This is a genomic window from Candidatus Poribacteria bacterium (assembly GCA_021295755.1).
Lineage (GTDB): Bacteria > Poribacteria > WGA-4E > WGA-4E > PCPOR2b > PCPOR2b.
Window position 1 is genome coordinate 9,920 of the sequence record JAGWBT010000016.1, and the last position, 25,451, is coordinate 35,370.

General features: G+C 50.1%; 20 protein-coding genes. 6 read left to right on the top strand and 14 right to left on the bottom strand.

What is annotated here, in order from left to right; translation table 11 throughout:
* Positions 1-294 precede the first annotated feature (294 nt).
* Positions 295-864 (bottom strand): ribonuclease H-like domain-containing protein, encoded by a 570-nt coding sequence (locus J4G02_03665; GenBank protein MCE2393690.1) that lies wholly within the window; start codon positions 862-864, stop codon positions 295-297.
* Positions 865-1,027: 163 nt separating this feature from the next.
* Between J4G02_03665 and J4G02_03670 the strand changes: the two genes are divergently transcribed.
* The 6 genes from J4G02_03670 to J4G02_03695 all read left to right on the top strand — a co-directional run bounded on the left by J4G02_03670 (position 1,028) and on the right by J4G02_03695 (position 8,573).
* Positions 1,028-2,176, top strand: a complete 1,149-nt coding sequence (locus J4G02_03670; protein MCE2393691.1) for a glycerate kinase — start codon at positions 1,028-1,030, stop codon at positions 2,174-2,176.
* Positions 2,177-2,417: 241 nt separating this feature from the next.
* On the top strand, positions 2,418-3,455 hold the full coding sequence (locus J4G02_03675) for a hypothetical protein (protein MCE2393692.1): 1,038 nt from the start codon (positions 2,418-2,420) through the stop codon (positions 3,453-3,455).
* Entirely contained in the window at positions 3,452-4,897 is a 1,446-nt protein-coding gene (locus J4G02_03680; GenBank protein MCE2393693.1) for a hypothetical protein, read from the top strand. The genes J4G02_03675 and J4G02_03680 overlap by 4 nt, the downstream gene beginning before the upstream one ends.
* Before the next feature lie 136 nt (positions 4,898-5,033).
* Positions 5,034-6,839: a DUF4340 domain-containing protein gene (locus tag J4G02_03685; GenBank protein ID MCE2393694.1), complete on the top strand. Its 1,806-nt coding sequence runs from the start codon at positions 5,034-5,036 to the stop codon at positions 6,837-6,839.
* Between the two features lie 82 nt (positions 6,840-6,921).
* Positions 6,922-7,248, top strand: coding sequence for a thioredoxin (gene trxA, locus J4G02_03690; protein ID MCE2393695.1), 327 nt, complete (start codon positions 6,922-6,924; stop codon positions 7,246-7,248).
* A 17-nt stretch (positions 7,249-7,265) separates the two neighbouring features.
* Positions 7,266-8,573, top strand: a complete 1,308-nt coding sequence (locus J4G02_03695; protein ID MCE2393696.1) for a hypothetical protein — start codon at positions 7,266-7,268, stop codon at positions 8,571-8,573.
* 20 nt (positions 8,574-8,593) lie between these two features.
* Here the strand turns inward: J4G02_03695 and J4G02_03700 are convergent, their stop codons facing one another.
* The 13 genes from J4G02_03700 to J4G02_03760 all read right to left on the bottom strand — a co-directional run.
* Positions 8,594-9,649 (bottom strand): hypothetical protein, encoded by a 1,056-nt coding sequence (locus J4G02_03700; GenBank protein ID MCE2393697.1) that lies wholly within the window; start codon positions 9,647-9,649, stop codon positions 8,594-8,596.
* Positions 9,650-9,663: 14 nt separating this feature from the next.
* Positions 9,664-10,485, bottom strand: a complete 822-nt coding sequence (locus J4G02_03705; GenBank protein ID MCE2393698.1) for a phytanoyl-CoA dioxygenase family protein — start codon at positions 10,483-10,485, stop codon at positions 9,664-9,666.
* Between the two features lie 258 nt (positions 10,486-10,743).
* Positions 10,744-13,218 (bottom strand): CehA/McbA family metallohydrolase, encoded by a 2,475-nt coding sequence (locus J4G02_03710; GenBank protein ID MCE2393699.1) that lies wholly within the window; start codon positions 13,216-13,218, stop codon positions 10,744-10,746.
* Positions 13,219-13,309: 91 nt separating this feature from the next.
* Positions 13,310-14,944 (bottom strand): thiamine pyrophosphate-requiring protein, encoded by a 1,635-nt coding sequence (locus J4G02_03715; protein MCE2393700.1) that lies wholly within the window; start codon positions 14,942-14,944, stop codon positions 13,310-13,312.
* Between the two features lie 317 nt (positions 14,945-15,261).
* Positions 15,262-16,323 carry an exo-alpha-sialidase gene (locus J4G02_03720; protein MCE2393701.1) on the bottom strand — a complete coding sequence of 354 codons (1,062 nt, stop codon included), beginning with the start codon at positions 16,321-16,323 and terminating at the stop codon, positions 15,262-15,264.
* Between the two features lie 45 nt (positions 16,324-16,368).
* Positions 16,369-17,499, bottom strand: a complete 1,131-nt coding sequence (locus J4G02_03725) for a DegT/DnrJ/EryC1/StrS family aminotransferase (protein ID MCE2393702.1) — start codon at positions 17,497-17,499, stop codon at positions 16,369-16,371.
* Between the two features lie 27 nt (positions 17,500-17,526).
* A complete protein-coding gene (locus J4G02_03730) occupies positions 17,527-18,588 on the bottom strand; it encodes a lactonase family protein (GenBank protein MCE2393703.1) in 1,062 nt (353 codons plus the stop codon).
* Positions 18,589-18,663: 75 nt separating this feature from the next.
* The gene (locus J4G02_03735; GenBank protein ID MCE2393704.1) at positions 18,664-19,626 is read right to left on the bottom strand and encodes a Gfo/Idh/MocA family oxidoreductase; all 963 of its coding nucleotides are present in this window, start codon (positions 19,624-19,626) and stop codon (positions 18,664-18,666) included.
* 33 nt (positions 19,627-19,659) lie between these two features.
* Complete coding sequence (locus J4G02_03740; protein ID MCE2393705.1) at positions 19,660-20,631, bottom strand: mannonate dehydratase; 972 nt, start codon at positions 20,629-20,631, stop codon at positions 19,660-19,662.
* Between the two features lie 49 nt (positions 20,632-20,680).
* Complete coding sequence (locus J4G02_03745) at positions 20,681-21,466, bottom strand: phytanoyl-CoA dioxygenase family protein (protein ID MCE2393706.1); 786 nt, start codon at positions 21,464-21,466, stop codon at positions 20,681-20,683.
* 73 nt (positions 21,467-21,539) lie between these two features.
* Entirely contained in the window at positions 21,540-22,796 is a 1,257-nt protein-coding gene (locus tag J4G02_03750; protein MCE2393707.1) for an aspartate aminotransferase family protein, read from the bottom strand.
* Between the two features lie 75 nt (positions 22,797-22,871).
* The gene (locus J4G02_03755; protein ID MCE2393708.1) at positions 22,872-23,858 is read right to left on the bottom strand and encodes a mannonate dehydratase; all 987 of its coding nucleotides are present in this window, start codon (positions 23,856-23,858) and stop codon (positions 22,872-22,874) included.
* A gap of 132 nt (positions 23,859-23,990) precedes the next feature.
* Positions 23,991-25,451: acetolactate synthase large subunit (locus tag J4G02_03760; protein MCE2393709.1), on the bottom strand; the 1,461-nt coding region annotated here is incomplete at its 5' end.

The window sequence follows — 25,451 nt, forward strand, 5'->3', positions numbered from 1 at the left end:
CGTGGGCCTGTTAAGGTGAGATCCCTTAACTGTGAACACGGCTGGCACAGCGTGTAAGAATCCCAATCCTTTTAGGTTTAGGAGCACGTCAAATACCCGTTTTCTAGTCCTAACAGTATGACAAGGCGCAACTTGCGTCACTCAATGCTATAGGGTTAGGACTTACGCATTTCCTCTTAAAGTCCCCCTGATAAGGGGGATTTAGGGGGTTAGATGCAACCAAATAACGATTTTTCAGCAAAATACGCCAATTTTCTGTTCAATTTGCGTAAGTCCTGAGGGTATTACATCAATTCACCACGCCGTTGTATTCACACGCCGAACTCTACCATCCCGTCCGCGAAACAGCAGGTGCCCATGTTGACAGGCATACTCGTGCAATCGCTTTGTGATCTCGACATCCTTGCGACAGTATTCCGCAACCAGATCAACCCTGCCCGCTTTCCACCATCGCAGAGACTGCAACCCATCCGCTGACTTGGACTCTCTCAACGTCTCCCTCGCAAGCGCATCAAGACTGAGGCGAAATCCCAGGGCACGTCTGACGTGTTCCAACATATCAAAAGTTGGCAACTGCCACAAGTTTATCGGTGTATATGGACGAAGGACAACATAATCAAAACCCTTAAGATTAAATCCAACGACGAGGTCTGCTTTTGTGAGTTGATTTATCAGTTGCGCAACACCCGCCTCTTGAAAAGTTGTGTATTGCTGATCGGCGGTACTATATGTCGCAGCGATAGCGAGTTTCATCCGGTCAATATATGACCAACCGCCAACTTCTTGGGCGGATTTTTGTGTTTCCAAATCAAAATAGATGATGTTTCTTCGATCTTCTTCTGTATTTCTATCAACAATGTGCATGTTGTGCTTGTAATTCTCCGCATTTGTAATATAGCAATGACCGATAACCTCTCCTTGACACGGTTTGTTTCCCGTGATAGGATAAAGGAGGAATTCGAAAGTAAATGAGTTAATGCGTGTATTTGCTTGTATTCTATTTTACGCATTACGCCCGGAGCACACAATGAAAATCGTTATTGCCCCTGATTCGTTCAAAGGCAGCCTGACCGCATTGCAAGCAGCAGAAGCAATAGAAGTCGGTTTGCGCCGTGTGTTTCCTGATGCGGCTATTGAAAAAGTACCGATGGCAGATGGTGGTGAGGGCACGGTGCAATCTCTTGTCGATGCAACTGATGGAGAGATTTTAACTGCACAGGTGCTGGATCCGCTTGGCAACTCAATCGATGCCCAATATGGGGTGCTCGGCGATAGAGTCACAGCGGTTATCGAAATGGCGGCGGCATCTGGCTTAACACTTGTTCCTCCTGATAAACGCGACCCACGCATCACAACAACCTACGGCACAGGAGAGCTTATTCGAGCTGCCCTAGCGCAAGGATGTCGAAAATTGATCATTGGGATCGGTGGCAGTGCGACAAATGATGGCGGCGCAGGTATGGCACAAGCCCTTGGCGCAAGGCTACTCACAGCAAGTGGTGAGCAGATAAAACCGGGGGGCAGCTCTCTCGCGACACTCAGTTCAATCGACCTTTCCGAACTGGATTCGCGCATCGCTGAAACAGAAACTGTGGTCGCCTGTGATGTCAATAACCCACTCACAGGCAAACAAGGTGCCTCGCATGTCTATGGACCTCAAAAGGGCGCAACTCCTGAAATGATCGAGGTGCTGGATGCGAATTTAACACATTTTGACAAGATCGTGCAGCGAGACCTCAGTAAATCTGTGGGGAACGTCGCCGGGGCAGGTGCCGCCGGCGGATTAGGTGCAGGCTTAATGGCTTTTCTAGATGCATCGTTAAAATCGGGTATTGAAATCGTCACCGAGGCGACCCAATTGAGTAAGCGCGTCGCAGGTGCAGATCTTGTTCTTACTGGTGAAGGACAGATTAACTTTCAAACTGTTTTCGGCAAAACACCTGTTGGAGTTGCGAAGGTTGCAAAGATACATCACATCCCTGTGATTGCGATAGCCGGTAGTATCGCTGATAATTCTGATGGCGTCTATGATGCAGGAATTGATGCGATGATTGATATTGTCCCCGAACCGATGGCTCTGGAAACGGCGATTGAAAACGCAACAACACTCATCGAAACCGCAGCAGAACGTGCTGGGCGTATGGTCGCCACCGGCATAAAAATCAAACTCAGTTGAACGGTTATTTATTTCGCAACCACCGTCGACAAGAACTATGGATAATTTCTGATATGTGCGTTGTGAGTTACGTTTTTTTGCAGGAATGGTTTCCGGTCTGATTTCCGAGACACATCAAGATGGCGAAAAACTGCAATCACGAACCGCTTCGTAGCACACGCTATCCCACTTGAAGAATGAGAAGGCTTTAAATGTGCGGCGGGCTGTCCAAGCCTAGCACCAAGTAGCTGGAGATTCACTCCTGAAGATTCAATACAGATTAAAAAAGCGAAGGATTTATCTCTGTTCAGCAACGAAAAATCGCAGGGGTAAAAATAAGATGCGAATCGCTATCAGTATAATTGGACTGCTGATCTTGTGTACAGGAGGTGCTGTCGCCGCATTTAATGATATCGGTGTAGGGGCACGACCACTCGGAATGGGAGGTGCGTTCGTGGCACTAGCTGATGATGGCAATGCGGCCAGCTACAACGCTGCCGGACTTGGTTACATTGATACTGCTCACCTCAGCATGACAACAGCACAACGGTTCAGAGGGCTCATCAATTATAACCACATTGGTGGAGTCTTGCCGCTGCGATCTGTAGGCTCGTTCGGTGCAAGTATTGGTATCTTGAGTGAAGATTCAGAGGTTTATAGGGAACAAACCATTACCATATCTTACGGAAAAACCTTCTTACAGAAGTTTGCGCTAGGTTTTAACCTGAAATCCTTTAGCAATCGTTTCGCTAAGAATAACGAATCCGTTACCGCGCATCTTAACAACAACTCTCAATTTTTCGCCCATACCTCCGCCGCTGACTTCTCTTTCGATCTCGGTATGCTGGCAAATCCGGTGGTAGGCTTAACCCTTGGGCTCTCAGCGGAAAATTTGTTCCCTGCAAATGTCAGCGTCTCTGAAGTAGGAGAAGATCTCGTTCCCCGAAACATTCGTGTCGGCTTAGCGTATCGCCTTGCCGCAATCGCTGCTACTACCAAGCAGGAAGCGCTGCGGGAAGTGCTCAAGTCAGGACTGGGGCTTTTTGAAGTTACCTTTCGAGATGGGGATCGACAGATTCACGCCGGTGCCGAATTGTGGCTCAACAGAATGATTGGTGTCCGTGCGGGCTATTCACTAAGGAGCGGTGTCAATCGCGCAACCGGTATTGCACTCGGCGGCAGTGTGAAACTGCCAGTCGCTGCACTTCGACTCCAACTAGATTACGCTTTTCAGATAGTCACAGGAATTCTAGCGGACAACACAACCCAACGGTTCTCATTGAACCTTACGTTTAAATGAACGAGAAAAGACAACCTCATCTTCTTGCTGGATTGATTGCCTTTTTTGTGGCATGTTTTGCAGTTAGTGGTCCTGCAGCGGTTACATCGATAGGCGAAATCAACGTTAAAGACGACGACCAAGGGCTGGTTCCCGCAGGCTCAACAGTGACACTAATCGTCACCCTAAGGATTGACCGTTCGCTCGCTAAACCGGTTGATGAAGACATCAAAACAATTGAAATTATACTACCAGCAGGATTCGTCGTTGAACCATCAAACTTTAAATCCTTTTCTCGTGACGGTCAACAGATCGGTGCCGTTCCAGAGCCCGCAGGTAATCGGTTACACGTTCGTTTAGACGAACCAATCACAGATCTTGAGAATACCCTCAATGAGATTGTGTTCGATGGCAAAGCACCGAATCCCACGCTTGCAGAAGATGTCACTGCCGAAGAAGTTACTTTTAGAGCACGTCTCAGAAATTTGGACGATGTACCGATTGGCGGATTTATCCAACCGGGCAACACAGATGGCAAATTAAATAACGACGATTTTACCTTGCAAATCATCCCCAACGTACCTCCCGAACCGGTCGAAAGATTCAGGGGCACAAGGGATGCAAACGGTGAAAACGATGTCACTCTGATTTGGCAGAAATCCGATAATCCAGATGTGATTGGCCACTTTATCTATCGCGACGATGCACCACGGATTGACATCAAAGTCGAGCTCGATTCCAGTCGGAATACTGAGATGTTTCTGGATGTGAATGTCGCACCGGGAACGCACGATTACGCAATTGAAGCCTATAAAACACCGCTATTGAGATCTGAGCGTTCCGATACTATCATCATCGAAGTCTTACCGGATACCGCTCCACCTCAACCCCCTGAACGCCTTGGCGTTGTTGAATCCGACGATGTAATCAACGTGAGTTGGACCGCCAGTCCAACCCCTGATGTCGTCAAGTATAGGCTACTCTTCGGTAGGTCCGGGGTACAACTCACGCCTCTAATAGACCGGACCGGCAGCAGTGTGGAAATTTCTGTAGAGGAAGCCAATGTGTTTGTGGATGAACGCACACTCGGGATCGGCGTTTTTACCTACGCTATTGAAGCGGTGGATGAAGTGGGCAATCACTCGAAACAGATTTCCCAAGTCCTGCGCATCCTAGGCAAACCGTTTCCTAATCCGTTCACCCCTCTCTCGGACAATCCCGATTTTAATCGCGTTATATTTCCCGATCGCGCTATTGAAGGCGTTGAGGGCGAGTTTAGTGTCCTTATTTTTAATATAAGCGGTGTGCTCGTCAGGGAATTAAAGGCTGCAGATCCGGGTGAGCGTGACTTGGCATGGGACGGCAAGGATGAAGTCGGGAATTTCGTCGAAAGCGGCGTTTACATCTACCAAATGCAAGTGGGTGAGAGTTTTGATACCGGCACAGTCATTGTTGCAAAGTAGCCGGTTTATCTGATGCGGTTACTACACACGCGAAAAGACGAAAGTCGCTTGTTACCAACTGCCAAAAGAGAACGTTTAGCTTGTCATAGATTGGATGGTGGGATGGCACACAGGTTATATAGGAGGTGACTCATATATGAATTTCAAAACAACACTGATTATCCTTGTAGTATTTGTCCTACTTGGTGGTGCATATTTCTTCTTCGGGCGTCCAGCTCCCGATGCAGAGGAGTCACAGACCGATCAGCAAAAGATTCGCGAGGTTTACACGCTCAGTAAAGACAAGATTCGCCAGATTCGTTTGTCGTTCAAGGACGAATCGTATCAATCCCTAACGTTGGCGAAAAACACCGATGATATGTGGCAATTGCGGGCACCCTTTACCGCTGATGCCGACGCATCGAAGATTAATGAGATGCTGCAAGATCTGTTGGAAAAGAAGATCAAGCAGACGCTCGGAGCGGAAGATCTAGCGCAATACGGCCTACAGCCACCCAATATCCAAATCGAACTGTGGACAGTGGGAGAAACTCCAGCCAAAGTCTTCCTCATCGGTGATAGGACTGTCAATTATTCTGTTTATACAAAGGAGCGATCTGAATCTCACATCTTTCTGATCGAATCGAGTGCACTTGATGATTTTACAAAATCACCTTCAGATCTAAGGGATCGAAACGTCTTCAAGTTTTCACCGGCTGAGGTTGGAACACTCCATCTTCAAGTGGGAGACCAGCCCGAAATTCGTTGCAAGAAACAGGTCGATTCAAATCCCGATACAACAGGCGATACGAACAGATGGGAAATGATTCAACCAGTGAAGTCAAAAGCCGATGCCAGAGTGATTGAAGCTATCTTATCCGCACTTGGCAGCTTGAGGGCAGTGGTCTTTGAGGCAGATGGTGAATATGATCCTGCCGATTACGGGCTTTCGCAACCAAGAGTGACTGTCACACTCCAATTCACGACTGATGATCCGATACAAGAACTACAAATCGGTAGCGATGCAGAGACACCCGGACGGATTTATGTCGCACGTTCAGACCACCGTGCCGTTTACGCGGTCAACAGAGAGATCTACACGAAATTGAACAGAACTGTTTTCGATCTCCGCGATAAACGGGTTATCGACTTTCAGCGCACAGCCACCCATCGGTTTACGATCCGTCAAGGCGATAGCGAGATAGTGTGTCAGAAAAATGTGGACGGTGAATGGGAGATTACCTCGCCGGTTGCGCTGAAGGCAGATGGGAAGGCAGTTGATGACCTACTATTTGGCGTAGATGCCCTGAGGGCTGTTGCGTTTGTCGAGGATCAACCGAAGAACCTTCAGCCTTACGGCTTGGATGCCCCCTCGATTGAGGCTTCATTTATGGTGCCGAGCGCTGAACCTGCTATCCTGCTTGTGGGCAAGATGAAGGATGATAATGTCTATGTCAAAGCCCAAAACGCTACCCCCGTCTTTCTAGTCAAGAAAGAACTCCTCGACCTCGTTGGGAGGAGAGTTGCGGGACTCCGAAACAAACAGATCCTCGATTTTGACGGTGACGATGCTGCTAAAATTGTCTTGAAGCACGGCGATGTCAACCTTACCTGTCAAAAACAGGGAACGAATTGGCGACTCACGCATCCAGTACAAGAACAAACAAAAAACGGAGCGGTTCGCAATATCATCCAGCAGGTAAACCGGTTGACAGTCGAAGCGTTTTTAGCAGTGTCACCCCCCACAACCACGACAGGATTTGATACCCCGGAAATTCGACTTATCGTCACACTAAAAGATCGAACAGAGCACCTACTGGAAATCGGAAAACTCGCTGATGATGAACACCATTACGGACGCTTGCAGAATGCACCGGATACAGTTTTTCTCGTACAAAAGGAAATCGCTGAAAATCTCAAAAAGACGGTGAACGATTTACGGGCAATGCCAGACGCAAATTGATGGTAATACTGTTGACTCTGTCGATTTTGTAGGGTATCATATTAATGCTTTTTTAACTACCATGTTCGCAAGGAGATAACTCATGGCTAAGAATGTTTTAGAAATTACTGATGATAACTTTGAAGACACTGTTTTGAATTCCAATACACCGATTGTTGTTGATTTTTGGGCAGAATGGTGCGGTCCCTGCAAAATGATTGCCCCATCACTTGAACAACTGGCTGATGAGCATGTTGGCACATTCAAAGTGGGCAAACTGAATGTAGACGATAACCGTGAAACTGCAATGAAATATGGTATTCGTAGTATCCCAACGCTCCTAGTCATTAAGGAAGGGGACGTTGCCGAGCAAATTGTCGGTGCACATCCCAAAGATACGCTCAAAGACAAAATCCTCTCCGCACTATAAGCACGCCGTGTAATACCATGCTCTGGAAAACGCTCTATAACACCCTTGTAATTCCCGCGCTAACCGTTGGGTTTTACACCGCCGCCCGTTTTAGTCCCAAGATTCGCGAAGGACTCGCCGGGCGGCGGAGTGCTTTCGATTCAATCAAAGGGCAATTGAATTCAGCACGAGAACTGAACCAAACAGCGTGGTTTCATTTCACCTCTGTCGGCGAATTTGAGCAAGCCAAGCCACTCATCGAAGGGCTCAAAGATAAGGTGCGCATCGTCTTAACCTACTTCTCTCCCTCCGTCCACCCCAATGTCACGCGCTATCCTCACCACGACGCCGCTATCTACCTTCCGTTGGATACATCTCGAAACGCAAAACGTCTGTTTCAAATTATTAAGCCCTCTCTACTCGTCTTCTCCAAGTTTGACATCTGGCCCAACCTCGTTTGGCATGCCGCCAAGCACAGGGTACCGATAGCGCTCATTGCGGGAACGCTGCACCCGAAGTCCAAACGGTTAGCGTCCTTTGCACGCCCATTCTTCAGAGAGGTCCATCGGTATATTTCGGTTCACTGTGTGATTTCGGAGGACAATGCACAACGGTTTCGTATGATATGTCCGCCGTCCGCACAGATCGAGGTAACAGGGGATACCCGCTTTGATCGTGTCTATCAACGCGCAGTTGCTATCAATGGGGAGACCGAATTTTTTCCGGGTCAATCGACCTTAGCACGTCCAATCTTGATTGCAGGAAGTACCTATTTGGAGGAGGAACGGGTAGTGCTTGAAGCCTATCACCGCTTACGTGAAAACGCATCACATAACCCCGATAGCGAGACCCTACCGCATTTAATCCTTGTGCCCCATGAGCCAACAGCGGAACGGATTGATGAGATCCAGGCGCAGCTTGACCATCTGGGGCTTTCACGGATATGTATTTCGGAATTACAGGAAGGTGTTAATCTGAGCGAAACTGATGTCATCGTAATTGACACCATTGGTTTATTAGCGCAACTGTATCGGTTGGGAGATGTTGCTTTCGTCGGTGGGAGTTTCCACGGGAGCGTTCACAACGTGATGGAGCCGGCGGCGATGGCGAAACCGATTCTATTCGGTCCCACAATTCATAATGCCTATGAAGCAGGCATCCTAAAAGAGCGAGGAGCAGCTCAGTTGATTAATAACGCCGAGGCGATGGTAGAAGTGCTCACGTCGCTGCTCTCCGATACGGCAAAACGGACTCGAATGGGGCAAATCGGAAAACAGGTCATTGAGGAAAATCTGGGGGCATCCGAACGAACATTGGCTCAGATAAGGACTTATCTGACAACATAACTGGTGTTTCCCCCAGCGCGTTACTCGTTGTTTTCTACCTGTGTCCGATATCGAATCGTCAGGACAGGCCGGAGAGTCTCATTGGGCTGCTCTTTCGAGGAAAAACGGACCGATGCCGTGCCATCCCGCAGCGCAAACAGGTAGCCGTAGCTATAATCGGGGTTAGCCAACCAAAAACGGGCGGCTTCTGTCACCGGAGTCCCACTCCAGACATATCGCCTTTCGGCTGCTCCGATTTCGGTCAATCCATCAATTTGATACGCGACATCCTCCGAGCCGTTGTAATCGCTCGCGTCCTCGCCGTTAACCCCTTCCAACATCGCTTGTGCTGGTGGTTTATTCCACGGGAAATTTTGGTGCATCGCACTGTTATAGGTGAGCTCGTTTTCTTGGGCTGGCTGCGATTTTTGTACGCCTTCATGCCAAGGGAGCAGAACACGCCGAATAATAATCTGCTGGGGGGAATCATTGTCAACAGATTCCACATAAAGGTTGACCGATGCCTCCAAGATGCTAGCCTCCCCCATGATACCGATTTCCTCAAACGCCTCCATGATGTCAAAAGAGACAAAAAAGACACCGCCGATAGGCGTACACAGTAAAAACTCTTCCCCACCGGCGTTATAGTTTCTCTCCTTCTTTTGCGGATGGACAATCAAGGTCGTATCTCGCGTGACCTCTGAAAACGTCACCCCTTGACCTTCACCAAAGGTTATCTCCATCGTTTCCGGCAGGGTGATAGGCACCTCTTCCTTTGCGTCAATTAACCCTTCAATTCTCAGGATATATCTTTTGTTAATTTCGAGTAGAGTGGTGTACAGTTGTACGATATTCATCCGTGAATCGAGCGTTACCCATTCAATCTCAACCCGTGGCTCGATTCGATAATTTGACACATTCTCTGCTGATTCAGGGTCTAGTGTTTGGTCAAATCGCAACTGAATGGCAGTTTGCGACAGTGGAGTTGCAGAGGTAAGGTGTGGAGGATTTGCCAGAGCCACCGAGATTGCACATCCAAAGGTAGAATTCGCAAGCAATAGAAAGACTGTTATCACCAGCCGTTGTCGATTTGACATTTTCCTCTCAGCCCTCACACACGTCCCGGCCAGGCTCTCCCTCGCACCTGCTTGAAGGGAGGCATCTTGGGCGCATCGGTTACCGATTCGTCTTTGCGAGAAACCGCGCGCATATAGTGTACGGCGTAGCCGCGGCGACGCGTGTTCGAGTTGTTAGGACCGCTTTGATGCAGCGTGAGACTGTGGTGAAAGCTAATGCTGCCGGGCTTTAACGGTACAGGGACAATCGGCCATTCGTCGCTTCCCAAGTCTTCCAGAAACGGGGCTAATTGCTCGCCACGCATCATGCCCCAGCGATGTGTTCCGGGAACGAAATTCAGACACCCATTCTCCATCGTTGCGTGGTCAATGGATGTCCATGCAGTAACCAAATCTTTCGGAAAGATGTCGCGCCATGAGGCAGAATCTTGGTGCCAACGCTGCGCTGTACCCACTCCCTCCGGCGCTTTCATGAATAGCTGATCGCCGTACATCTTGATGTCATCGGTGCCCAGCAGTGCCGCTATAATATTCACAATTTTGGGGTTACAGACATGCGCCCACATCACCTCGTCGTAGACAGCAAGGTTGTATAGCTTACGGACCGATAAGACCTGATTCGTGACAGGCTTTGAACCCTCTCGGAAAACCGCTTCAAGTTGAATGCTAGTTTCCGGAATGTTTTCTGCCTTGCCAGCTGCTATTAGGTCGGTATGGGCGGCAAGCGCTTTCACTTCCTCCGGAGATAGCACATCTTCGACTACGAGAAAACCGTTGAGCTTGAACTGTGTAATCTGTTCCTTAGTTAAACTAAAATCTTCTGGTTTATCGGAGCCGCTTGACATCAGTTCGGTCATGGACAGAACCTCCGTTATTTCTGCTTTTTGTTTTGTTTGACATTGACAACAACTACATAAACCTAAGTTGCTAGTTATTGGAAATCCATCAGAACCTGTAGGTCGAGATTCACATCTCGACGCTGAAACGTCGATTATGGAAAATCGACCTACAGAAATGATACAATTTGCACAAACATTAGGGGCTATTGGTTTGAATATGCCGGCTACTAACAACTTGCGTTACATAAAGAGAAACACATTACGTTTCACGTTTCACTAATGCGCTATCCCCAATTGATGCATCCGCCGGTGAATCGCTGCACGCGCCTCGACAAAGGGGCGCTCTAGGTAGCTGAGATGATTATCTTCACCGTGATGGTGCGTTGCCATGCCGGGCTCGTGCCGGGCGGCGGTTTGACGGATATAGGTCAGATTGCCGTCAATGAGCGTGAGCATATACTGTGCAGCATCCTTGTCGAACATCCACCACTCACCACCGCAAGCGACATAAATCGGCGAAGTATGGGCAAATATCCCTCGTCCCCAGCCATCGTGATGAGGGATGCTAGTATAGTTGGGTGCGCCACATCGAGCCGCAATCCAAGTGTGTCCATCCACTTTTACTTGTGCCTTCAACTCCAATCGCCGTGTACCTTTGCTATCTTCTGTCGAAGCGACCACCCGCCCTGCTTGGACGATTTCGAGCGTGTGAATAGGAAAGATGCTTTCCGCCCACGCTTCGACCTCCACCGTACCAGCCCCCGACAACTGCATTGTATCACCGATATTGTGCCCATCCACGGTGAGGTTAATGATAGGACCGCCACTGTGGAATGTCCGTCCCTGCGACACACTTTTGCACCAGTTATCATAGGTGAATTCTTGATCCGGTAGATAGGCATAGGTACGGTAAATACCAACAGGCACATCGCTACTCATCTTATCCGTTCCGCCAACTAAGGGCAAGCGATAACCACAGTTGAGATAACGATAGTATTCAAGGTGATTAAACGGTGCATGACGCAGCATTTCCACACCATCCACACGACCAGTGGCAATCAGTGCGGCAGGTTCGCCGTTTGGGTTTGGGAGATGTGGGATGATGACTGAGCCACCCTGTTCATGACACTGATCCGCCCAATCACTCATCGTGATTTCTAACGTTCCACCGAGTTCAGATTCTCCGGGACCATCGCTACACCACGGCATCACCGGCTCTTTCAACCCCCAGAGGATGAGATGTCCCAGAAAGTGCTGTCTATTCTCTTGACCGACATAAACGATGTTGTTCCCATCTTGCGAAATACTCGGTTTTCCTGTAAAGTCCTCCGTGTTTGTGAAGAGATTGCCCCACTGCGATGGGAGCAGGTTCACGATATTAAGGTCTTCGCCTTGCGACTCCGTGTGACTCCCCTGTGTCGAAAGGAAGTGAACATGCGAGTCGCCGCTGTACCAGCCCTCCGCGTTCATGTGAACCCATCGTTTGAGGCGCAAAGTCAGTTCGCGTTGCCCCGGTTCGATGTTCACCCGTGTTCGTAGAGGCTCATACTCAAATCCGCGTGCGATATCCACGATGACCTCACCGCGCGGTAGCCACCCCTGACAACGACCATCGATGTAAGCGTAAGTGATCTGTCCGAGTCGGAGATCACCGCCGATGTCAATATGCCAACTGCCGAGGTTAGAATTGACCTGATTGTGATGTCCGTATGGCTGATAGGGAATCCCTTCCGGCGAACGGAAGTGAGCACGGCAAGGGACGGGTTTGCCCGTGTCGTCATCAAGGATGTTGACGTGAACCCAATTCCGTCCACGGTCCAAGAGTTCCACACGCATTCGTGAGGTTTCGACCACTTTCTTCTCTTCGACATCGCCCCACTGAACCTCGCCAACCTTTTCCTCACCCTGTTTTACCGTCACGGTCGCTGACGGAATGGCAGCAACCTCGACATAGGCTGGGCTCGACTTGGGGTTCTGCGCTTCCCCCCAACCGGCGAAATCATCGTCGACGAAATCATCGACTGACGCTTCGGGCAAGGGGTGAACATAAGTCGCTATCCCCCGATCCACCTCCACGTCAAGGTCGAACGGCTTTTCTGCGTCCTCAGGATCGGTCAGGATCAGGCGCGCTTCACGCTTACCCTGTCTGACAAAAGGATGCTCGTCGAGATGCGAGAGTGTAACGCCAGCGATGATGAAACGGGGGCCACTCGGAATAATCTCCAGTGCTTCGACTTCACGGTCTGGATGGGGATTTTCCCAAGCCCACAGGTAGTAACCTCGTGCTGTACCGCGCGATACTTCGGTCTGACGCCGACCCATCTCCTCCCATTTCCCCTCATGACGCGACATCAGTTGGTCGTTCTGATCCGGGAGTGCGTGGAATGGCGAGCCTCCACCACCGAGATCTGCAATTTCAAATCGCTCACGGATGGGAATACGGATTGTGGTACCTTCCGCTAGACGGAACACATAATCCGCCACAGGTTTTCCTAGTGCTCCACCCTCCATCAGGTCAGAGTCTAACAGTCGATGTGCGATGATAATACGACGTGCAGATTGGTTGACAGGAATAGTCACGTTTCCCGAAGCGTCATTAAGTGCAATGAAACATTTTGAACCGTCCGCGTTTACCAAAAATGGGAGACCACGGAAAGCTTGTTTGCCTAAGGGGGCATCCACGTTTGCGCCTAAAACTTCGAGTCCTGCGTTGCATAATGTTGACAAATCGAGCGGTTGATAGTCTGCCATGAGTGGTGACTCCTTTCTATTGCGAACTCCGGTGATGGGATTTGAGGAGTGGCTAATTAACACTTAATCAGCCACTCCTCACATCTTATGGCTAAATTCCCTGCGAAAAGTCGGTTTCTTCGCGCGTGATGATTTCAAGCAGGGCAGGTTTACCCGCTTCTGTCTCCTTCTGGGCACGCTGAATAGCGGGAATAATGTCCGCCGGATTTTCGACCTTTTCGCTGTATCCTCCTAATCCTTCTGCAACCTTCGCGTAATCGCCGGATAGAAACTTCGTCTGGAAGCGTTCCGTTGCGACGGGCATGTGCTTCTCGTAGCCACCAAGTGCCGAATTGTTGAACATAATCGTCAAGATGGGGATTCGCTCCCGCGCAGCGGTCTCAAAGTCCATTCCCGCCATACCGAAGGCGGCATCTCCCATGATGTTGACAGCGAGTTTTTCCGGCGCAGCCATTTTCGCACCCATAATCAATCCAAGCCCGTATCCCAGCTGCGTGGATTTGCCCCAACCGATGTAGCCGTGCGGGGTTATCGCTTCGTAAAAGGGGAGGACCTGATCGCGCGGATTCCCTGAATCATGGGTGACAATCGTTTGTGTCCGATCTACAGCCTGCATCAGATCCCAAACAACACGATACGGGTTGATAGGAGTTTCATCCGAGGTCAGTTTTGGCATCCACTCCGCTAACCACTGCTCCTTCACGGTTTTGATCTCTCCCACCACTGCGTCACTACCGCGTGTGCCTCCACCCAACTGTTTTTTCGCTTCATCAATCAGTTGTCCCAAGACAATTTTCGCATCACCGATAATCGCATAATCGGCTGCGTAATCTTTGTTGATATCCAGTTCATCGATCGAGTTGTGGATCAACACTTTTCCATCGGGAATCGGTGTGGACATGACCGATGTTGATAGGCTGCAACCAAGTCCAAAGACAAGGTCTGCTTTCCCCAGAAAATGCTTAACCATCCCAGTACCGGTATGTCCACTAGCACCGAGAGAGAGCGGATGGTTTTCAGGGAACACGCTTTTGCCAGCCATTGTCGTCATCACAGGAACACCCGTCAATTCTGCAAATTCTATCAGTTCGTCTGTTCCATCGGCGTAGAGGACTCCCTGTCCTGCGTGGAGGATTGGAGATTCTGCAGCGAGCAAGGCTTTCACCGACGCTGCGATGTCACTGGGATTGCCAGCGGGTTTGATTTTCTCAGGGGGTTTGTAGTCGAAACTGTCGTCGATATCTTCACTGGCAACGTCGGTCGGAATCTCAAGCATCACCGGTGCCGGATGTCCCGTCCGGAGCAGACTAAACGCACGGCGCATCATGGCTGGGATCCGATCTGGAAAGTTGACTTGAGCGACCCATTTCGTGATACCGCCGTAGTTTGGAACCGCCTGGAAATGGGTGGGGATACCGTGGGTACGGCGAGCGACCCCGCCTGGTAGCATCAGTATCGGAACAGAATCCGAAAACGCTTGGGCGACCCCACCGAACGCATTCTCGCTACCGGGACCGGACTGGACACATGCAACCCCCAAACGGTCACCGTTGGAAATGCGACTGAATCCATCTGCCATATTGATCAGTGTCCGTTCTGTTCGCGCCATGATTGGCCGAATGCCGACCTTTGCACAGGCATCAATGAGGCTATTCGCCGGGAAACAGTATAGGTTCTCAACACCTTCAGTTTTCAAAATTTGTGCAACTGCATCAATAGCTTGCATATATAATCTCCTTGTTTAATCGAAATCTATCGTGATTTTCTTTATTAAACCGACATTGTTTTGCAATTTTCCATAGTCAATAGTCTTTAGGGGCAACAAAAGTCTAAACCGGTATTGGACGTTCAACGACGCATTGTAAGCCAAAGCCCGTCACCTCGTCAAGGTTAAAGTCATACCAGTAATAGGGGTTTGCGGTGAGAGTGCTTCTGTAGGAGGGATCTCCGAATCCCGACACCTCGCTAAACAACCCTACTTGACCTAATAAAGGTTTGCCATGAGAGGAGATTCAACGGGTGAAGCGGTATACCGCAACCGTTCTACTGATAGAACCAATCTATCGAAAAAATCCTCAGCTTGACCGATTCGCCGTAGGTTGCGATGGAACGAGTGTAATAGGTTACGAGCGCTTCATCGTCAACGAAGGTCACCGCAGCGTAGGCACTGTCGTATCCCAAATGGTTTTCGATGTCCTTGATATTTTCCCATGTCTTCCCTTCGTCTTTAGAAATGGCTGCTGTCAACGGGTTTCTATCGCCCTGATGGGGGTGGTCGAGGTCGGCGTTATGATTCCAAATGAGCAACAAATCACCCGTGGTAGGAATTTGTTTCAACAGTGGTGGAGAGGCTGGTGCCGCTAGTCCTGTCGATTCGGGCGGTGTCCAACTCTCCCCACCATCATTGGAATAGGACTTGTAAACTGTGCCTAGACTATTCCTAATGACTGCAAGGAGAGAACCACCTTGCAACTCCACAATGGAAGGTTCTTCGGCACCCCGTTTCGGTAGGTCCATCCCTACCTTGCTCGGTGTCCACGTGTGACCATCGTCATCGGAGTGGTAGCAAAGTGCCTGATAGTGGTCTCCCCTCCCGTGGAATGCGCCGTGATGTGCGGGCAGCAGGATTCTACCAGAACGGAGTTGAAGGATATGGTCGCAGTTAGTGAAATTCATTCCCGACAGCGAGGAGATCTGGCGAGGGTCACTCCACGATTCGCACTCATCGTTAGAACGCTTCATATAAATCCTTAAATCACTGACGGAGTTGCGTACGGTATAGGTGAATAGAATCTCATTTGACGGGAGTCGGAGCAGGTTTGGATGTTTCACGTTCATATTGCCAATATTATCTTGCAGGGTAAATGTGTCGCTCCAACTCCGTCCGACATCGGTGGATATTTTTGCTGAGATGCGGCACGGCATGTTGTCCCCAATCCGTCGGTGGGCGTACGGTACAAACATGACAAGTGAAGGACTGTCCGCGTAGTATTCGCACCAAACCAGCATCAGACGACCATCGTTCAACGGAAAGATAAGTTGGTGGTCATTCCGCGGATGGCCGGGCGTCCATGGACAGACGGTTAATTCATAGACTTCATTCATATGTGTGCCCTTGATAGATTTCCACTTTATTATAGGAAGAATAGATCATAACCGACTACCTTCGAGAGCGGAGCAAAAGGCAGCGAATAGTGTATCAACATCCTGCCTCAAGATGGTTGTATTCACCCTGAGTGTGCTCCGCCGTATATCCGGATCCCCCACAGAAACAGACACCGACCGCTCTTGAAGAATTTTCACAAACTTATCTAAATCCAGATCCCGGGACAAATCCATCGGGAAGATGTTGGAGCCGTTCTCAATACGGCCAACGTGGATACCCGCCAGTGTGTTTAGTTTATCAAATAACGTTGTGGCACGTTTCATGGCGGTGTGGTAACGTTCCTCAAATCCCTCCACACCTTTCAATGCCAATGCCGCCGCAAAATTGGCAGACGCTAAACCTCCTCCGAACATACGGCGGTCATGGTATAGCCCATCGCAGAATTGGGAGGTACTCGCCAACACCGATCCGAATGGTGCACCGAAATACTTGTACAGGGATACATATACCGTGTCGAATAGGGAGGCGTACGTCTTCACCGAAACCCCCGTCGCACCCGACATCATGTAGAGACGCGCGCCATCGAGATGGGTGCCGATTCCTCGCTCCCGGCAGTAGTTGGTTATCGCCCGCATCTCATCGAAGGGAACGACCTTGCCCTCCTGACGTCGAACAGGACTCTCGATCATGAGAGCACCGACCGGAGTCAGCACCCGTCCCAACTCGGAATTCTCGACCGCCCGTTTCAGTTCTTCGATCGTGAAATGAGGACGGTCTTTCGCCAGCGGTAGGAGGTTGATATTGCTGAGACGGGAAACGCAGTCGCCGCTGTCCTGATACAGATGGCTCTGCTCTTGCACAACTGCACGTGGCTTATCTCCACAGAGTATTCGAACCGCAAGATGGTTTGCGAGGGTGCCGGTCGGCATAAAAACGGCGGCTTCCTTGCCCAACAGCTCCGCCATTTTTTCCTCAATCTGTTGGACATTGCCCCCCAGTGAATAGCTGTCTGAGTCAAGCCCAATCTCTTCCTCGAATTCAACTAAGGTCTGAAGCATGGAACGAGCCGATTTGGGTTCACCGTCACCGCCAAAACTAACGAGCTGGTCCGGCAGGGAATCCTCAATAGGAACGCGAGTTGTTGGTTGAGACGTATCTGTAGGAATCGTACGCATAGAATTTCACCTCTTTATACTCAAAGCCTACCTCATCTTTATACACACAGGCATCGGCACATCGGCTATATGCCCCGTTGCTGTCAGCTTTCCTGTGTCGGAATCAATGCGGAATGTGACAATGGTATCCGTGCCTTGGTTCTCGGCAAATAGGAAGGTTCCCGTCGGATCAATCGCGAAGTTGCGCGGTGTTTCGCCCTGCGTCGACTCATGATCGACATAGGTGAGGGTGCCTGTTGCTGAATCGATCGCGAAAATCACAATGCTGTCGTGACCTCGATTGGAGCCGTAGAGGAACTTCCCCGATGGTGAGACATGGACATCGGCGGTGTGGCTCGTCCCATCAAAATCGTCAGGGAGTGTCAGAATCGTTTGGATCTCCGTGAGTGCTCCGCTCGATTCATCGTAAGTGAAAGCGGTCACTGTATTGCCCATTTCGTTGATGACATAGGCATATTTTCGGCTAGGGTGGAAATCGAAATGACGCGGTCCTCCGCCCGGGGCGACCTCCGCCCACGGTGGATCATTCGGGATCAGTTTCCCGTTTGTCAGGTCGATCTTGTAAATCAAGATCTTATCGAGGCCCAGATCCGGTGTGAAGGCATATCGATTGGCTGGATCAATCATAATTGAATGCGCATGTGGTCCCTGCTGACGCGCCGAATCAACGCTTGAACCTTGGTGTTGAATGAAGTCGGTCGCTTCCCCCAACGTCCCGTCGTCATGTATAGGTAGCATACATACGCTACCGCCACCATAGTTTGCCACAAGCACAAACTTCCCTGTCGCATCAATGCTCAGGTGGCACGGTCCCGGGCCAACTGTAGATTGATGATTTAGGCGCGTTAGCTCCCCAGTCCCCTCATCGATGGAAAATGCGGTGATAGCCCCGCCAGACTTCCCATCAGACTCCGAAATTTCGTTTATTGCGTAGAGATACGGTTTATGGGGGTGCAAATCTAGAAAGGAGGGGTTATCAATCCCTGTCGCCACGCTGACATATTCGAGAGCACCGGAGGAGGTGTTGAGACGGTAAACGTAAATTCCTTCGCTCTCGCCCTGTGTGTATGTTCCGATATAAACGAGCATTTTTTATAGTTCTCCTGTATCACAGTTTGTTAGTTATGAGTATATAGACTTCTTTGACTTAGATTTGATTGCTCCTCAATCAATCCGGTTCCGGTAAATTTCCTGAACCAGTTCCATTGTCTTGACTGCATCTGCAAAACAGGTGTCTGGCTGTCGGTCTTCCTGAATACAATCCACGAAATGACGATTTTCGCCGTAGAACCCATAAGCCTTATGATTGGCATCCGTTCCAGCCGCCTCAACGGTTGTTATCTCTTTGACACCCTCACTGCTATGAATAACGGCACCGCCCCCTGCGTCCGGATTAATATACGCGGAGATACCGGGAGCGTGCATCTCAAAGATATGGATTCGTCCACCGACCGCCCAGTTAGTACAAAGATACCCCGATGCACCGCTGTCAAATTTCACGATGGCGTTGAAACTGTTCTCCCGCTCCGAACCGAAGCTGTTAATATCGCTCGCCACAGCCTTGACTGCTCCGCTCCCCATCCAACGCAGGGCATCGACGGCGTGAATCGCATCACACGTCAACACATCAATGATCCCATCGTAGTATAGTGCGTCTGGAGTATTTTTGTGGAATGTGGACATACACTGGATGATGGGTCCTTTTTCTTCGACGATTGCCTTGACTTGACGCATAAGCGGAATAAATCGTCGATTGAATCCAACCATCGCCTTGCAGTTATGTCGCTCGGCAGCCAGCGCCATCTCTTGGGTCTGATGGAGCGTTAAGCCGGGAGGTTTTTCGATAAAAACGTGGTGCCCCTGCGACAGACAATGAATGACGGGAGCGAATAGATGCTGCGGCGGCATCAAGACGTACACAGCGTCCGGGCTTGTTGCTTCCAACATCTGTTTGTAGTCAGTGAAGGTTTTTTCGATCTGAAATCGCTCGGCTGTTGCTTGCAGCTTCGATGGAATTAAATCGCATAAACCTACTAGTTCCACATCGTCAAACGCTGCGAGGGAAGGGTAGTGAACTCCATTTGCCATCCCACCACCACCGATGAGAGCAATCTTGATTTTGTTCATACAATTCTCCCGATTTAGATTATCAATTATCCGCTATGGCAATTTCTCGACCATCTGCATCAGCGCCCTCATGTATCCAAGTGCAAATGTCACACCCTGACGCCGATAGTCACTGTCACCTGCCACGCGGGGAGCATGGTCAGGGATGATGACACCATCGAATCCCACCTCCTTGTACGCGCGCATAGCTTCAAACATATCGACATCCCCTTCGTCGATAAACACTTCATCGAACTTGGGAAACTGTCCCCGAACGTTGCGGAAGTGGACGTAGAAAATCTTGTCCTGCCCACCGAAGTAGCGAATGGCGTCTATCGCCCGGTCAGGTCCCATCTCTGCTACTGTCCCTTGGCAAAATTCTAACCCATTGTTCGGACTCGGCACCGTTTCAATCAACCGCTTCATCCCTTCGTGGCTCGTCAGGAGTCGTCCCGTTCCGCGCAACTCCTCTGCCGGCGGATCATCCTGATGTGCTGCCAATTTGACACCGGCACGCTCCGCGACCGGTACGACGCGCTCCAAAAAGTAAGCCAATCGCTCCCACATCTCCTCAATGCTTACCCGCCCTGTTTCTACAACCGGTGCATCTTTTACGAGATTGTAATCGAAACTCTTGAGTCCGGCGTCGCCGCGTCCACCACCACTGTCGTAGGCGCGCCAATGTCCCCAGACCCCTGCGATACTGAAATAGTAGCCAAGAATTGGAATGCCTGCCTTACCCATGTTCTCAATCGTTTCACAAACCTTCTTGATCTGTTCATCGCGACCGGGTGCACCGTGAAGGACTTTGTCCCAGTGGTCTACCGGCAGATTTTCGATGCCCGCAACCGCTAGACCGTGCGATTCGATGAATTTTCGGGTTCGTAGTAATTCGATAAATTCCAGAACACCCTGTTCTCCAAATCGCGGACCGTGTATGATGACGTGGGTTACACCAAGTTGTTTGGCATACTGAAGGTTTTCCTCTGTCAGGGCAGCCTGACCGAAACCAATTCCGAGTTTCATAGTCCGATTCTCCTCATTTCTAATTCAATGGGGACAGCTTTATCATACTTCAGACAAGATATTCGCCCGGTTCTCGCGTCGCTTCGTATTGGGCGTTAGGGTCACGGTTTTTGATGATTTCAGGCACATCGCCTGTCCAATAGTCCGGTGGCGTCGGTGGACGGGTGTGCCAACCCAGTAAGAGTGTACGTCGTTGGTCACTCTGGTTTCCCCGCGCCGCGTGTAGCACCCGTCCTTCCGCGATCACGAGCGATCCCGCTTTCACCGGTAGGTCGATTGCGTCGGGATGGTCGCAGAACATATACGGATCGTCCTCCTCTACATAGTAGCCGCCCTGTGCATGAGCTTGTACCAACCCATTGTGCAGGGGGATACGCTTCAAGTGCGTACCGGGGATAATCCGAAAACAGCCGTTTTCAAGGGTGGTATCGATCAGGTAGTAGGAGAGAAATAGATACTGGGGCCACGGAGCGGTGCTGATTGGGTCGTTCCAACCCATCCAATCTTGGTGCCAGTAGAGGGGCGGTCCTCCCGGCGGTTTGCTCAAGATGATGAATCCGCCGGTTGACTTGAAATCACCCAAGCCCATCGCCTCTAATGCATCGCGTGTGGGTTGCCAGTGGATGAGCCGATCAATTGCTAACTCATCAATTCCTCTGACGTGAAGGTCTGACCCCTGATACTTCCAATGTGGTGGATGTTCCATATCGTCGAGCAGCCGGTCTGATGTTTGGCGCAATTCTTCGAGAAAATCTTGTGTCAAAATATCGTCAACGACACAATATCCATCTTTAGTCAATTGATTCCGTTTCTTAAATGCCACCTCGGGTGTCATGGCGTTTAATACCTCCTGTCAATGTCCTAATATTACGTTCCACAGAGTAAACGTGAGAAATTAATCAAGTGCATCATCTTGAGTACAAAGCACCTTTTTCCCTGCTCTGAATTTTGCCGGACTTGACTGCGTTCACAACTTCAGTCAAATCGTGCAGATAACCAGCCACAATAGATGTATGCGACATGTCTAAGAACAGATGGATAGCTGGCGGGTCCAGCAGGCGACTGCTTAACCAGCCGCGTTCTACCATACCTTCATCAACCGCAAAGATGTCAAAAGCGTTGGAGCCGAAGGCGATAAGGTATGCTTCTGGCTCGCCCCAGATCTCCAATCCATTGATTCTCCGGATGCCATCAAGAAATTGCTCTCTAGTATCAAGAATCTTGCCTACACGTTCAAGATAGCCTGCTTCGCCCAGGTAGTTCAGTACCGCCCAAGCGGATGCCAGTCCACCACCGGAACGTGAGCCCATCAGGTTCTGTGTGGAATACACGCCAGAGGGCCAATCCTCGAAAGTATATCGCTGGTAGGTCTCCAAGCTGGCATCGTGCAATAGCAGTGCAGACACTCCCTTGTTGGCATAGCCCAGCTTGTGCACATCCACCGAGATTGAAGTGACACCGGGAACCGCGAAGTCGTAGTCAGGAATGGAATAACCTAGTGTGCGTGCAAAAGGGAAGATGAAGCCGCCATGACACGCATCCACATGCAGCCACAAACCGTGTCTCTCAGCGAGGGTAGCAATTTCGGAAATGGAGTCAGTCACACCAAAAGGGTAGGAAGGAGCAGACGCTGTGAGCATGATGGTGTTGTCGTTGATAGCCCGTTCCATCGCTTTGATGTCCGCACGAAAATCAGGACTCTGGGTCATACGCACAGCCTTGATTCCCATCAGATGTGCCGTCTTATCGAAGGCAGGATGCGCCGCATGAGGCACCACAATTTCGGCTGGTGTTGCCCCCGGACGGTGGTCGTGAGCCCATGCGTGCGCTGTCTTCACTGCCATAATCAAGCTCTCGGTGCCGCCGGTGGTGATACTACCACTCGCCCCCATCGGCGCATTCATCATTTCTAGCAGTGCCCCAACAATATCGGTTTCGTACCGGACAAGACTGGGAAAGACCTTGGTGGCATAGAGCGCGTTATAATTGATATACATCTGATACGCTTCGTTCGCCACCTCCACGACATCTTCACCACCAAAGTAGCTTCCCCCAATGAACATATGCTCATTGTACCAAGGGGAGTCATTCTTTTGCGCTACTTCCATCTCGGCTTTGACTTTTTCCCAATTGTGTCCGTGAAGAGGTAGATGATTGTTGGGCATATTTTGGTCTGCTGAGTTCGTGCGCTTTCTCACGCTTGTGCTAGTAAATTGCTGCTTGTGGAACAAACACGAACTTTAATCCTCATCCATGACCGCCTGCATCATCGCTTTGATGTAGCCGAACTCATAAGCAAATGCCTGACGACCACTCTCTGGATCTTTATGTCCCGGCGCATGATCGGGGACGACCATGTGCGGATATTCCACTTCTTTGAGGGCTTTCATGTTCCAGCGCATATTCATCACCCCTTCATCGGGCCAAACCTCCTGAAACTTGTTGCGGGCACCGATAATGTTGCGGAAATGACACAGGAATATCTTCTTCCGAGAACCGAAGTAGCGGATAATGTCGGGAACCTCATTCCGGGGGTCTGTCACGCTCTCTGCCATACAACCGAGACATAGGTTGACGCCGTGATACGGGCTGGGGCAAATCTCGATGAAACGCTTGAAACCGTCGAATCCTCCCATCACCCGATCGACACCTTTGTAGCCGGGTGGCAGCCACGGATCGCATGGGTGGCAAGCCATTCGGATCTTGTACTCGGTTGCCACGGGGATCACGCGCTCAAGGAAGTAGGTAATCCGTGCCCAGTTCATTTCGGCGGTGACCGGCTCATCGAATCTCGGCGTGGTTGAGTCCGCTTCCTTCAAGTTCCATGTGCTGTATTGAGAACCGCCCCGTCCGGGCGGTTTGCTCTCCGTGCGCTGGTTCTCTAGTGCGCAAAGAAAGTACTTGATTGCCGGTATCTCAGCCTCGGCAGCCTGCTTTATCATATTGCAGACAAGCTCAATCTCCTTATCGCCTTCCTCATAGTTACCGAGCATGAAGTTGGGGATACCGCCCCCGTTGACATTCAGGTGAGCGAGGGGGATGGCGACCATCTCCATGTCAACACCGAACCTAGCACACTTTTCCTTTTTTTCTTTCAACTCCTTCACATCCCAGCCGTACGCTCGGTGGAATGTGATGAAATTTTCATTCTTGTTGAAAACCCCGTGTCTTGCCAAATATTCTAGATCTTCATCTGATGTGTTAAATTGCTGTGTACCTACGTGCATTTACTCCTCCTCCGGTTATATAAGCGGCGAAAGGTAGTTGTATGATTCATGATTATGCGAGTGGAAGTTTATCAAAAAAAAACAAAAACTTACTGTAGCATGTCCCACAAACCACGTCAAGCCTAAAATCGATTATATCGGACAGGCAATATTTCCCAAACGCTCCGTCAGCAGGGCATTTTCCCGATAATCAATCGGAATCACAATCAGTGCCGGGCTATCGGCGTGAAATGCCTTGTCCAAGGTGGAAGCGAGGTCTACAGCATTTTTAACTCGAAATCCCTCCCAACCGAAGGATTCTGCTAACTTAACAAAGTCCGGGTTGCTGAACGAGAGATTAGTGTGGCGGTTGAACTGGTTGTCCTGTTTCCAAGAGATCAGCCCGTAACCGCCATCCTCCCAGACCATCGCCACAATGTTTGTTCCCAAACGTTTAGCGGTCTCCATCTCCTGCACATTCATTAAAAAACCACCGTCCCCACAGATAGCGAGTACACGACGTTCTGGAAACACCATCTTTGCCGCGATAGCGCCCGGCAGCGCAAATCCCATAGAGCAGAAGCCGTTGGAGATGAAGCAAGTATTTGGCTCATCACATTGGTAATAGCGGGCAACCCACATTTTATGCGCTCCCACATCGCTCAACAAAATATCGTCGGGACCTAATGCTTCACGCACATCCCCGAGTGCCTTTTGAGGGCGGATGATTCCGACTGTCTCATCATCTTTGTGTCTGGCAAATTCAGCCAACATCTCTTCCCGAATGGTCTCGTGTTGATGACCATCGAACTGGAGAGGGGTGTCTTTAACCCGCTCATTGAGCATCCACAGGGTATGCGCTAGATCTCCAACAACTTCAACATCAACGCGGTAATCTTCGTCTACCTCTGCTGGCAAGAAGTCGATGTGCACGATTTTCTTCTGGCTTCCATGATTCCACAGACGGGGATGGTATTCTACCAAATCATAGCCCAAGGTTATCACTAAATCAGCAGCATCAACCGCACAAGCGACGAGATCTTTCGCCTGTAAGCCGATAGTAAATAAACTGTAGGGAGCGTGACGAGAAACCGCGCCTTTTCCCATAAAGGTGTTAATAACGCCAATGTTCGTAGCTTCGGCAAATTCGCGCAGCTGCTTGCTTGCCCGCTTGCGGATAGCACCGTTGCCCGCAAGAATCACCGGACGTTTCGCTTGACGAATCAAATCCATGGCTTGGCCGACAATTTTATCGTCTGGCACAGCACGGCGGAGACGCTGCCTCGGAATGGGGATATTGCTAGTCGATTGGGAGGCGATGTCTTCGGCAAGCTCAATATGGCAAGCGCCAGGTTTCTCCGTTTCAGCTAGCTTAAATGCTTTACGAACTACTTCGGGAATATTTTCCGGGTTAATAATGGGACTTGCCCATTTGGTAACCGGCTGGAACATGCTCACCACATCCATGTTTTGATGGCTCTCTTTGTGCTGTCGCCGGCTGTCAGCTTGTCCAGTAACTACAACCACTGGCGCGCGATCCATGTTGGCATCAGCAACACCGGTCATCAGATTAGTTGCCCCCGGCCCCAGCGTCCCAAGGCAGACACTGGCTCT

Coding starts and splice junctions, on each gene's coding strand:
- J4G02_03665 (MCE2393690.1), bottom strand. CDS start 864: ATGCACATTGTTGATAGAAATACAGAAGAAGATCGAAGAAACATCATC.
- J4G02_03670 (MCE2393691.1), top strand. CDS start 1,028: ATGAAAATCGTTATTGCCCCTGATTCGTTCAAAGGCAGCCTGACCGCA.
- J4G02_03680 (MCE2393693.1), top strand. CDS start 3,452: ATGAACGAGAAAAGACAACCTCATCTTCTTGCTGGATTGATTGCCTTT.
- J4G02_03685 (MCE2393694.1), top strand. CDS start 5,034: ATGAATTTCAAAACAACACTGATTATCCTTGTAGTATTTGTCCTACTT.
- trxA (MCE2393695.1), top strand. CDS start 6,922: ATGGCTAAGAATGTTTTAGAAATTACTGATGATAACTTTGAAGACACT.
- J4G02_03695 (MCE2393696.1), top strand. CDS start 7,266: ATGCTCTGGAAAACGCTCTATAACACCCTTGTAATTCCCGCGCTAACC.
- J4G02_03700 (MCE2393697.1), bottom strand. CDS start 9,649: ATGTCAAATCGACAACGGCTGGTGATAACAGTCTTTCTATTGCTTGCG.
- J4G02_03705 (MCE2393698.1), bottom strand. CDS start 10,485: ATGACCGAACTGATGTCAAGCGGCTCCGATAAACCAGAAGATTTTAGT.
- J4G02_03710 (MCE2393699.1), bottom strand. CDS start 13,218: ATGGCAGACTATCAACCGCTCGATTTGTCAACATTATGCAACGCAGGA.
- J4G02_03715 (MCE2393700.1), bottom strand. CDS start 14,944: ATGCAAGCTATTGATGCAGTTGCACAAATTTTGAAAACTGAAGGTGTT.
- J4G02_03720 (MCE2393701.1), bottom strand. CDS start 16,323: ATGAATGAAGTCTATGAATTAACCGTCTGTCCATGGACGCCCGGCCAT.
- J4G02_03725 (MCE2393702.1), bottom strand. CDS start 17,499: ATGCGTACGATTCCTACAGATACGTCTCAACCAACAACTCGCGTTCCT.
- J4G02_03730 (MCE2393703.1), bottom strand. CDS start 18,588: ATGCTCGTTTATATCGGAACATACACACAGGGCGAGAGCGAAGGAATT.
- J4G02_03735 (MCE2393704.1), bottom strand. CDS start 19,626: ATGAACAAAATCAAGATTGCTCTCATCGGTGGTGGTGGGATGGCAAAT.
- J4G02_03740 (MCE2393705.1), bottom strand. CDS start 20,631: ATGAAACTCGGAATTGGTTTCGGTCAGGCTGCCCTGACAGAGGAAAAC.
- J4G02_03745 (MCE2393706.1), bottom strand. CDS start 21,466: ATGACACCCGAGGTGGCATTTAAGAAACGGAATCAATTGACTAAAGAT.
- J4G02_03750 (MCE2393707.1), bottom strand. CDS start 22,796: ATGCCCAACAATCATCTACCTCTTCACGGACACAATTGGGAAAAAGTC.
- J4G02_03755 (MCE2393708.1), bottom strand. CDS start 23,858: ATGCACGTAGGTACACAGCAATTTAACACATCAGATGAAGATCTAGAA.